The sequence below is a fragment of the Rodentibacter trehalosifermentans genome, from assembly GCF_002000545.1.
GTDB lineage: Bacteria > Pseudomonadota > Gammaproteobacteria > Enterobacterales > Pasteurellaceae > Rodentibacter > Rodentibacter trehalosifermentans.
In genome coordinates, this window is the sequence record NZ_MLHL01000029.1 from 1 (window position 1) to 10,176 (window position 10,176).

The 10,176-nt window shown below is 38.9% G+C and carries 16 protein-coding genes; 12 read left to right on the plus strand and 4 right to left on the minus strand.

Annotated elements, in window-relative coordinates; translation table 11 throughout:
* Nucleotides 1–52: 52 nt before the first annotated feature.
* From BKK52_RS06000 to BKK52_RS06010, 3 genes are all read right to left on the minus strand, one after another.
* Nucleotides 53–2,101, minus strand: a complete 2,049-nt coding sequence (locus BKK52_RS06000; protein ID WP_077478245.1) for an ATP-binding protein — start codon at nucleotides 2,099–2,101, stop codon at nucleotides 53–55.
* 117 nt (nucleotides 2,102–2,218) lie between these two features.
* Nucleotides 2,219–2,917: a LexA family transcriptional regulator gene (locus BKK52_RS06005; RefSeq protein WP_077473952.1), complete on the minus strand. Its 699-nt coding sequence runs from the start codon at nucleotides 2,915–2,917 to the stop codon at nucleotides 2,219–2,221.
* Nucleotides 2,918–2,999: 82 nt separating this feature from the next.
* Nucleotides 3,000–3,293: a hypothetical protein gene (locus tag BKK52_RS06010; RefSeq protein ID WP_077473953.1), complete on the minus strand. Its 294-nt coding sequence runs from the start codon at nucleotides 3,291–3,293 to the stop codon at nucleotides 3,000–3,002.
* Nucleotides 3,294–3,360: 67 nt separating this feature from the next.
* On the opposite strand from BKK52_RS06010, the gene BKK52_RS13650 reads away from it, so the two are divergent.
* From BKK52_RS13650 to BKK52_RS06060, 12 genes are all read left to right on the plus strand, one after another.
* The gene (locus BKK52_RS13650; protein WP_165688462.1) at nucleotides 3,361–3,516 is read left to right on the plus strand and encodes a hypothetical protein; all 156 of its coding nucleotides are present in this window, start codon (nucleotides 3,361–3,363) and stop codon (nucleotides 3,514–3,516) included.
* Between the two features lie 73 nt (nucleotides 3,517–3,589).
* Nucleotides 3,590–3,997, plus strand: coding sequence for a hypothetical protein (locus BKK52_RS06015; RefSeq protein WP_077473954.1), 408 nt, complete (start codon nucleotides 3,590–3,592; stop codon nucleotides 3,995–3,997).
* A 54-nt stretch (nucleotides 3,998–4,051) separates the two neighbouring features.
* Nucleotides 4,052–4,297: a hypothetical protein gene (locus BKK52_RS06020; protein WP_077473955.1), complete on the plus strand. Its 246-nt coding sequence runs from the start codon at nucleotides 4,052–4,054 to the stop codon at nucleotides 4,295–4,297.
* A 91-nt stretch (nucleotides 4,298–4,388) separates the two neighbouring features.
* The gene (locus BKK52_RS06025) at nucleotides 4,389–4,658 is read left to right on the plus strand and encodes a hypothetical protein (protein WP_077478247.1); all 270 of its coding nucleotides are present in this window, start codon (nucleotides 4,389–4,391) and stop codon (nucleotides 4,656–4,658) included.
* Nucleotides 4,659–4,673: 15 nt separating this feature from the next.
* Nucleotides 4,674–5,033, plus strand: coding sequence for a hypothetical protein (locus tag BKK52_RS06030; RefSeq protein WP_077473956.1), 360 nt, complete (start codon nucleotides 4,674–4,676; stop codon nucleotides 5,031–5,033).
* Nucleotides 5,034–5,276, plus strand: coding sequence for a hypothetical protein (locus BKK52_RS06035; RefSeq protein WP_077421523.1), 243 nt, complete (start codon nucleotides 5,034–5,036; stop codon nucleotides 5,274–5,276).
* A 118-nt stretch (nucleotides 5,277–5,394) separates the two neighbouring features.
* Nucleotides 5,395–5,547 (plus strand): hypothetical protein, encoded by a 153-nt coding sequence (locus BKK52_RS13840; RefSeq protein WP_242650040.1) that lies wholly within the window; start codon nucleotides 5,395–5,397, stop codon nucleotides 5,545–5,547.
* Nucleotides 5,507–5,710 carry a hypothetical protein gene (locus tag BKK52_RS13845; protein ID WP_242650041.1) on the plus strand — a complete coding sequence of 68 codons (204 nt, stop codon included), beginning with the start codon at nucleotides 5,507–5,509 and terminating at the stop codon, nucleotides 5,708–5,710. Before BKK52_RS13840 ends, BKK52_RS13845 begins: the two co-directional genes overlap by 41 nt.
* Before the next feature lie 6 nt (nucleotides 5,711–5,716).
* On the plus strand, nucleotides 5,717–7,897 hold the full coding sequence (locus BKK52_RS06045) for a replication endonuclease (protein WP_077473957.1): 2,181 nt from the start codon (nucleotides 5,717–5,719) through the stop codon (nucleotides 7,895–7,897).
* 17 nt (nucleotides 7,898–7,914) lie between these two features.
* Entirely contained in the window at nucleotides 7,915–8,277 is a 363-nt protein-coding gene (locus BKK52_RS06050; RefSeq protein ID WP_077473958.1) for a hypothetical protein, read from the plus strand.
* The gene (locus tag BKK52_RS06055) at nucleotides 8,252–8,584 is read left to right on the plus strand and encodes a hypothetical protein (protein ID WP_077473959.1); all 333 of its coding nucleotides are present in this window, start codon (nucleotides 8,252–8,254) and stop codon (nucleotides 8,582–8,584) included. The genes BKK52_RS06050 and BKK52_RS06055 overlap by 26 nt, the downstream gene beginning before the upstream one ends.
* Nucleotides 8,584–8,874, plus strand: coding sequence for a hypothetical protein (locus BKK52_RS06060; RefSeq protein ID WP_077473960.1), 291 nt, complete (start codon nucleotides 8,584–8,586; stop codon nucleotides 8,872–8,874). The genes BKK52_RS06055 and BKK52_RS06060 overlap by 1 nt, the downstream gene beginning before the upstream one ends.
* On the opposite strand, the gene BKK52_RS06065 is transcribed toward BKK52_RS06060, so the two are convergent.
* A complete protein-coding gene (locus tag BKK52_RS06065) occupies nucleotides 8,871–9,875 on the minus strand; it encodes a tyrosine-type recombinase/integrase (RefSeq protein ID WP_077473961.1) in 1,005 nt (334 codons plus the stop codon). The two genes, BKK52_RS06060 and BKK52_RS06065, sit on opposite strands and share 4 nt — an antisense overlap.
* Between the last annotated feature and the right edge of the window lie 301 nt (nucleotides 9,876–10,176).

The window sequence follows — 10,176 nt, forward strand, 5'->3', positions numbered from 1 at the left end:
CCCCTAAAAAAATAATCCCTCACAGTTAAAGGGATTATTTGATCTAGTAATATTACGCCTTATTTACAATATACGCTTGATCTTTGTGTGTAAGTTGTTGTGGAAACGCAGGTGATAAAACCCCTTCATCAACTAATACTGAAATGTGACGACCTAAAGCAGATACACTCATTCCTAACAAATCTGCTAACGCCACCTTAGATACATACTGCTCATTGCAAAGTTCAAGTAATAAAATTTTTACTTTTTCCGGTCTTTTTTTTCGTAATACATAAAATTCATTAGGGATTTTTGAACGCAATTTTTGTAAATAAATAGGATCTAATTGAGCTGTATTATCAATAACCTTACCTAAATTACCAATAATTCTCCCTTCTTCATCTCTAAATACAAGTTTAGTTTGTTTTGATTCTGCACCTGATACGTTAGCTTGTGCGTTAGCTTGTGCGTTAGCTTGTGCGTTAGCTTGTGCGTTAGCTTGTGCGTTAGCTTGTGCGTTAGCTTGTGCGTTAGCTTGTGCGTTAGCTTGTGCGTTAGCTTGTGCGTTAGCTTGTACATTAATATCTTCAGAACTATAAACATCAGAGATATCAATATTATCTGACCAAGGTAAGATATAATACTTTTTACGTTGTTTCCCTTTACCAATTAGAAAACCTTTCTTATCTAGTTGTGGTAATGCAAGAGATATATCTCGAGCTGTGAAACTATTACCCATATTTTCTGCAAGTAAGGTATGGTTGATCCAACCATCATTAAGTGCTGCATAAATTAAAATATTTTTATGTAATGTCTTTTCTTGAGAAAAAATTTCTCCAAAATAATTTTGTAACTTTCGTATCGCTAAAAGTGTTGCTCCATCTTGTAATGTTAAAATAAGTTTTGTTGATGAATGATCGGTTGATAAATTCGGTTTGGTGAGTAATTCTCTCGCCCAGTTTGTAAAAATTTTCTCAACGCCCTTTCCTTGCCGTTCACATAAACCTATTGTCCTAAAAATATTATGAATAAAGGAATTACGACAAGTTGACTTTAACCCGTGAATCGCCTCATCTATGCTAACAAGCATCGCTCCAGGGTTTTCAAAAGTGAGTTGATTTGATGTTTTAATAATTTTGAGTGCTATTTCTTCGTTAAAATAATCAGCATGAGTGAAAGCATTTACAATAGCCTCACGAAGAGCTTCAGTAATTTCGTTCTCTTCTGTCCTTGTTAAGTTATTCAATTTAAAATGACTATTTTTAGTAACATCAAATAGCAACGATGAAATTTTCAAATAAAATTCGAAAAGGTTTCCCTCTTCTAAATCATCACAAGTGAATCGTACCGAATAACGCTCATCATCTTGAATATCTTGATAATCTAAAAAATAATGGGGTAATTTTTGACGGATAATATGGAGTTGACCAAACATTAAGAGCCCCGCATAAGTGAGCCCCTCCTCCCTTGTTTCAATATCTTTTGAATAAGCATTAATTTTCTTTAAAAAAGACAAATCATCAAGCACTAAATGAGGATGTGTGGGATTAATAGTTCTTAGGTATCGTCTATATTTTTCTAGGGTTAATAAATTGATTTCATCTACCCCTGTATGAGGAATAATCTTACTATCTCGATTATTTTTTGTGTAACTTGATAATAAACCTTTTAGTTCATTTGGGGATAATTTATGATCGCCTGTATTTAAACGAATATAAGATAAACGTATATCTTTATTTAAATGAACAGGAATATTACTGTTATCTGCTTTTTTAACTTTTATTGCAATAATACGTAAAGAATTCACGGGGATAACTTTAACATCATCATTTGATAAATTACAGATGCTAATCTTTTCCCCTCCTCTCATTTGACTAAACATATCATCGATGATTTTATCTGGTTCATTTACACCTGAAATAGAAAATCGTTTATTTAGTTCAGAAATTCCGAGAAGGATAATACCTCCCTGTGTGTTTGAAAAAGCACTATAAGTCAACCAAAAATCTTTAGGCAATTTATTTTCTGCTTTTTTACATTCAAAATCGCTTTTTTCTTGCAAATACTGCAAATCATTAATGATTTCAATTAAATTATCCCAATAAGAATGAATATTAGTCATTCAAATTATCCTTTTCTTATAAATCTCTCGGATTAATCGGTAGCAAGCAAATAAACAATAAACAGCCACCGTATTAAATAGTCTTTCCATAATGTTGAAAGAACTATAATCAAATCATCACAACACCTTCGCTTTCAACTCCACCGCTCGAATAAACTTACCGATAATCACGGCGGTGTTAAATAGTTCATCTGTAATATCAAATGGGGGGTAAAGCGGATTGTCGCTTAAGGCCCTAAAGATACCGGTTGGCAAACGTTGTAGACGTTTGATATAGAGTTCGCCATTAAGATTAAAGGCATAAACGCCATCGCCTACATATTCATTGATTTTGGTATCAATAAACACTAAATCATCGGGCATAATAGTCGGCATCATACTGTCGGTTGGGACATTAAAAAGATAAACATCTTTTGTGGTTACACGGCCCAATAAACGTTGCACGCCTTCCTCTGTGAAATAAAGGCGGGATAATACTTCAGGATAATCGCTATTAATCATACCTGTTGAGTTTGCCGCCAATCGCACATCTAATAAATCGACCCGTAAATCATGCTGTTCATCTCGCTCTTCGGTATAAAGTGAAGTGATCATTTTATCGTTAGGTTCAGGCTCCCCTTCCCCATTTTCTAACCAATTCAAACTGACACCATATTTTTGAGAAAAAATAATTAGTTTGTCTTTCGGAACTCCCCTGTTTTTATATGCTGAAATAGAGCTTTTCTGAACTCCGAGTAAAACTGCAAGCTCTGTGTCAGTGGTACTTTGAGAAATTTCTTTCATTCGCTCAATCACATCTAAATAAGATTTTTTCATTTATTCTCCTAAAAAAGGTTGCGATGTTTACATTTGTAAATTACACTATTCGCAAATGTAAACAAACAAAGGGGCACTATGGCTACTTTTGAAATTCAAGGAGACGTTGTAGTGAACGTACATATTCACGTCCATTTGCATCTTCAGGCGGAAGTTCAGACAGAATCTGATCATATCGAGCGTGCCATTGCGCAAGAAATGGCGAAAATGAATCTACGCCGCTCATCGCTTCGCGTGTCTTTAAATGATAAAGAATGACCTGCTGTAATTCGCCTTGCAGGGAAAGCAATTCGGAAAGTAGATTTTGCCGTTCAATTCCTTTTTGCATTTGAGCTTCAAGTTTTGAAAGGCGTTCTTCTACGGAAAATGCGGTCATAAAGGCTCCTGATTTGGGAAAATTTTAGCAAGTATAACAAAGTAAACAAAAACAACAAGGAAAGAAAATGGCAAAAACAGAAAAGAAACGTGAACTGAAAACCGAAATTATCGCTTTTCGGGTAACGGCGAGCTTTAAAGCCAAATTGCAAGCCTTGGCGGAGGCGGAGAAACGTAATTTGCCGGATTTTATTCGGTTGAAATTGGAAGAATGTATTCATTAATCAATTGAGTTTTGAGCTGATTGGACAACAATTTATGAAGGTTTAAAACAGGTTTTTGAGGGAGAAATGGGTGATGAGTAAGGAAGAAAAATGCCCTGCGGGAACAGGGAAAATATTAGAGGTTAACCACGAGGCGAGAGGTCGATTTCTGTTACCTCAAACAATGGAGAAGCTCTATATAGGCGGTAAATTTCACGATACGTCTGATGTTGTTGATGTGATTCTAGGACTTCACGGACTTTCAGTAGATATGCTTCTAAATTGCGTAGTGATTCCGAGTACTTCGGAATACCGTGAGAAGCAAGCATCAATAATGCGTTTCTTGGCAGATCGGGATTCTGATTCGCTTGATGAACGAAGAACAAAAGGCTACTTGCGAAGAGAACTTGATCTGCTGTTGTGGGGGTTGAATCCTCAAGCAAAATGTGAAGCAAACTATAAAGCGGGTCAGTATTCAAAATGGGATTATTTTTCATTGTGATTCTTTTGAGTCGTTCGGTGGAATCAGTATAGCAGAAGAAGAAAAAAGGTGTGAATGAATGTAGATCATAAATGTACGAACTGCGGAAGCAATAATATTCGGGTTCGGACTTCTGAAAAAATCGGGTTGTTGGTGATTGACGCTCTTGCTTATTGCAACAATTGTGGGACTGAATTGAGGGTGACAAGTCAAATCACCCGAGTGAGAACCCCAACTTATAACGAACGCCCTGAGGCGTTGATGGCGAATAAGCCGTTAAAACAGATTGATGAACGCCAGTTAGAAATCGCCACCGATTAATCTTTAATTTTCCCTTTAATTTTTAACCCTTGTCGTTTGATGAAAATCAACCGACAGGATTTTTGCAACCTAAATTTGGGAGTTTGAGCAAATGATAAGCAAAAAATATACCTATGACAGCCGCATTACCCGTAAACGTGAGCGGGTAAATGTGTGGCTATTAAATAAAACCGTGAAGGCATTGGAACAGAAAGTGAAGGTGTTGGAACGCCATGTGGCACACCAAGTTGGGTTAAACGCCCAACAGGTTTTGTTGAATGAATCGTTGAACGACCGTGTGGCGGAATTGGAAAAAGCGAAATGGCGCAACCCTGTGAAACGTTGGTTTAAGAAGTGGGTTGATTTCGTCACAGGGAAATAAACAAAGGGGTGTGCGGTGTACGTTTTAGAAACAGAAAGTGCAGCAGAAAAATATTGTAAAGAACATCAAGTAGCTGTGCCAAAAATCAGCAGTATTGATGATTCCTTGCATTATTTGGGGGAAAGCCGTTTTCGTGTTGAGCGGAGTTTTGACCGTTTGCAACAAGGTTTTCGTGAATTTCTGCTGACTATCGCCGAAGTGGATTTAAGCGACTTAAGAAGCCGTCATCACACGGGGTTCAAACTACACCACTACACCGAGCAAGGGCAGCGCAAGATAGCCCGTGCTTTTCGCAAAGTGCGGTTACTTTCACAAGCATTTCCGGAAAGTATTACAGAGCGGGAATTTTTACAAATCGACAAACGAGGTGAATAAATGGCAACCATTATTTTAAGTCGTGGCGCTCTCGCCTTTGCCGCCAAAGATTTATACAAAAAAATGGACGAGGCTCAAGAAAAGCTGTTTGCCTACTTTTACCACTTGGACAAAGGCGATGATGAATCCGCCAATGTCGCCTTTCAAGAATTTTTAGATAAAGGCGATGAAGCGGCAAAAGCACGGCGGGAATTGTTAAAAAAACGGGCAGATTGGGCAATGTGGAGGGCGAATAGAAAATGATTGATGTGATTGTGGGATTGATTGTGGCGGTGTTGGGCTTAATGATTTTGGCTGCGGTGTTGAGTGTAGTGTTGGGATTGTTAGCGGATTGGCTTAGTCAATATTTTTAGGAGGAGAAATGGCTGAAACAAATATTTGTATCGCATTAGATTGCGGGGCGACGTTAGAGATTATGCCGATTGGCGCACGTTTTCAAGTATTGGAAATTTTGGGCGATCAGGATAGTTGGCATGGCAAACAAAAAAACACGGGCGATTGGTGGTTTGCATAGCACGGTTTGGGGAGCGATTGAAGAAGTCCGCCGTTATGACTTGGCGCAATATGAAGTGTTGAGTTTGGAAGATTTGCTCAGTGCGGTGAATTCGACCAACGCCAAAATTAAAGAATACTTTGAATTGCATAGTGAATATTTAGCCAATACGGCGATGCAATAAGGCTTTATGATGAACTGGGTAGCAGAACGTGATCTCAATCTTGCCAAGCGTGAACAAGCGATGGCAGAAGCACGAGCCTTGATGATGAAAAGTGCGGTCAAAATCAACCGCACTTTAGACAATACACCGGCAACAAGCGCACAAATGGCGTTGTTTTCTGCTGCGCCCCATCAATTTGATTATGTTGAAAAACTGCTTTCTGTTCTGCCTCGCAAACGCCAACGGGAGCATTTCCGTAATGTTTGGTTACGTGCATTTGATTCTGTTGCTGATGATGGTTCTATCGCCTTTCAATTCGGCACTAAACAATCAGCTTATGCCAATAGTTATTTGCGTGAGATTTTAACTAAGCGATTAAAGGCGGTTTTTCAACATTATCACATTAGCCTTGATTGGCTTGCGGAACGAGATACTTACTCCCGTGCGGTGGTCCTTTCCAAAGGTAAACATATTCCACAGTTGCCATTTTATTTGTTAAGCGAACACCAGTTAAAAGAAATGGCATACAAACTGGCTTTGTTGTTTTCCCGTTTGCAATCGGATTTTGTCAATGAACAAGCAGAACGCAAAGCAAAAGGTGAAATCACCGTTGATGATTTTGATGATCTTGTGCATGAGATGTATCGCTTATGCGGTAAAACCTGTGCGGATATTGGTTTTCCGTTTAAGCACTGGCACGCCTTTCTTGATAATCCTTTTCTAGATGTGAACAAAATTGACAGCGATTTGAAAAAATCCGTCTGTGAAAAACATTGGTTACGACAGTTAAAAACGGCACAAAAACGATTAAAAGAACACGTTGAAATTGGTTGCGGTGCGGTTTCGGCAAAAGTCAGCCCCTATGTTTCGCAAAGTGCGTTGAGTGATTACCGTGTACAACGTGCGGAAACCATGGAATTTCTTGAACAGATGGTACTTGAGAACCTTGAAGATGCAACGGAACAAATGCCATTGATTGATATGTGGAAACGTTCTACGGGCAATCCCGCCATTCGTTTTAACGAGATGATGAACCGCTTGCGAGGCATTGATGAATGGGCGGTGGAAAATGACTATGTTTCGTTATTTTTAACCTTGACTGCGCCCTCTTCTTTCCATGCTACACATCACAATGGAACAAATAATAAAAACTGGCAAGGTTCAAGCCCACGGGACACTCAACGTTATTTAAACAAAGTGTGGGCGCAATTGCGTGCGCAATTTGCTAAACGGGATATTGGCTTTTTCGGTTTTCGTGGTGTAGAGCCACACCATGATGGCACACCACATTGGCATTTATTGATTTATGTTGCACCGGAACACAAAGAAACGGTGATTGCGCTTTTCAAGAAAAAAGCCTTAGAGCTTGATGGCGATGAATTTGGGGCGAAAAAACACCGTTGTAAGGTGGATGAAATCGACCCTGAAAAGGGTTCTGCCATTGGCTACATTGCGAAATATATCGCCAAAAATATCTATGCCGGCAAACAGGCAAATGAAAAATCAGATGAAGTGGAAGATTTAACCTTGCGTGAAAACGTGGTGCGTGTGAGTGCTTGGGCGAATCTTTGGGGTATTCGTCAGTTTCAGTTTTACGGCACGCCGCCCATTTCAACGTGGCGTGAGTTGCGCAAGATTGATGACGCAATGGCATCTTATGCCGATGATGAGGTGTTAGACACCGGACGTGCTGTGGCTGATGTGGGTTGTTTTGGCAGTTATTTGAATGTGCAAGGTGGTGCGATGGTGAAACGTTGCGATCAGCCGATTTGCATTAGATATGAAGAGACCGAGCCGAATAAATACGGCGAAACAAGAAAGAAAATTGTGGGGGTGACAAACAGATTTAGTTTAAAAACCATTATCACCAAAGTGAAAAATTGGGTGATTAAGAAAGGCGGTGTGAGTTCCATATCTGCCAATTCGGAGACCACCGAAACCAACAAGGCGCAGAGCGCCGCTTGGACTTGTGTCAGTAACTGTAACCGTTCAAAAATTGAACATAAAGCCAATCAATTGATGTTGCCTATCGGTTTTCCGCTAAAACCACGTCAAATTGATATGTTGATGAAATATGGAAGGTTACGGCTTAATGACTATCGGTGGATTTGTTGTGAAAACGACCACGTTTTCATTGAAGAAGTAAAAATTCCTTTGGCTCAAGCCTTTGGTTGGGGTGAGAGTTTGGGGGATTTTAGGGTTGGTTAGGTAAAAAGAGGTGATTTATGGGCATTTATTCAGAATCAGTAGAAATGGCTAAACATCAATGTGGTCAAAAATTCCATAGTTTCTGTGAATATGTGACTTATTGGCATGGTAAGGAATACTGGGAAAATGAGGACGATCCAATTGTTGTTGGATTAAGACTTGTTTTTGGTCAATATTTGAAAAAGGGAGCTTATAGAAAAGGTATTCCTATTTGGGATTATGCACAATGTCTAAGTACTGATTTTTCTTGGGGACGGTTAAAACCAGCAAGAGTAAGCGGATATCTCCCACCATATAGTCGAAGAATGGCTAAAAAATACGGTGTAGAAAAAGGATGTGGCGGAACAGGTGGAGATGGTAGCACTTATAGATTTGAATAAGAAATTAACAAAGCAGCAAGCATATATAGCAATCGCTAATACCATTCGAGGTGAAAATATGGTTTACCATCGAAAAACGCAAGTAATATGGCGGTATATGAAAAAAAATAAAGCTATTGCTAATCCATGCTCTCGGAATGAGTTAGAAAGAAGAATCATTAATGAAATCAGAACCTTTTATAAACCTGAATTTCCTAATGGCTTTAATTATGATGAAATTGCAAAAATATTCAATATGGTTGTTAAATCACTACCAGAAGTTGAAATTAATATAGTAAAAGGAAAAATAATTGAGGGGGATTTGTGATGGTAACAAATGAACAAGTAATGGAAAAATTAGTGGAGCTTGAGGGCTTGTTAGCCCGTCAAGCTATCCATGAAAATAGTAAGGAATTGTGGGATATTAATCAGGTGGCTGAATATTTTGGTTATACAGTCAGACATATGCGTGAAGTGGTCGCTGATCCGTTTTTCCCTCGTCCGGTTCAAGTTCCGTCACAACGTGACTTAAATCAGCCCACAAACCAAGTGCGTTATTTTGTTGGCGAAGTGGTGCAATATGCGAAACATCGCCAACAACGAAGAAAGACGTTTTAGCCTAGCAACTTCACAACGTCTTCCATTTTCGGGGCATAGTAGGTATTAAGTAAAATCTTGATGTCTCTATGCCCTGAAATTTTTGCCAAAGTCATCACATCCACTTTTTCAGATAAGCGGCTCAATGCTTCGCGGCGTGTGTCGTGAAAATGTAAATCTGCCTCTGCAAGCCCGGCTCTTTCTTTCAATATTCTGAAATTCGCATCAAGTGATCTTGTATTTAATTGAAAGATTAAATCACAATCTTGCGTTTTTATTAGTGCAAGATGTTTAATAATTTCTACGGCTTTAGAAGATAGCGGCACATTGCGAGGATGACCATTTTTACTTGTAGGGATATGTAAAATTCGATTTTGTGCATTTAAGTGTTCCCATTTTGCACCACAAATTTCACCGGCACGCATCGCGGTTTCAATGGCAAAAAGCATTGCCGCTGCAGCTCTGCTTTGTTTGGTTATGGGGGCGTGCGATAAATTATAACCAGAAACAAACACAAGCCGTTCAATTTCTTGATCCGAGTAACGGCGTGAGCGTTCTTTTGGTGTTTTGGGTTTTCGCACATTTTTAAGCGGATTTTCTTTTAAAAATTTCCATTCGCCACAGGACATTGTCATGATATGCGATAGCGTGTTCCATTCCCTTAAAACACTGGCAGCACTAACTTTTGCTAATCTTTCATCACGCCATAAAATGAAGTCATTTTCTGATAAATCTTGTAATAATACTCTGCCTAGCGGCATATCCATCAGGCGAATAAGGCGTAATCGTTCTTCGCGATAGCTTTTTTTATGTCGGCTCACTTCTTTGATGTATTTGTCGATAACTTCGGCAAACGTCATATAGGGAATGCCTGTGTTGTAGCTACCGTTTTTTATTTTTGTTTCAATTTCATCTGCCCACGCGATAGCTTCTGCTTTGGTGCGGAATTGTTCTGACTTTGACACGCCTTTTCGGCGAATTTGTACTCGCCATTTTCTATTTCTTTTTGTTATTGATGCCATATTTTTTCCTTTAAATTCTTGGGTGCAATATCGGACACATTCGGTGCAAATATTGCAGAATGAGGATCAATGCTGATCATTAATACATATTTTATACGAATTAAAGCACTGATTTTATATACAGTCAATAATTTTGGTTTTATTTGCAACTCAATGAAAATAAAGGATTTTTAGGCAACAGAAAAGCCGCTATTAAAGCGGCTTTCCATGTTTAAAATTCTGTTTGGTGCCTAGGGTCGGACTCGAACCGACACGGTTATTCACCGGCGGATTTTGAATCCGCTGCGTCTACCAATTTCGC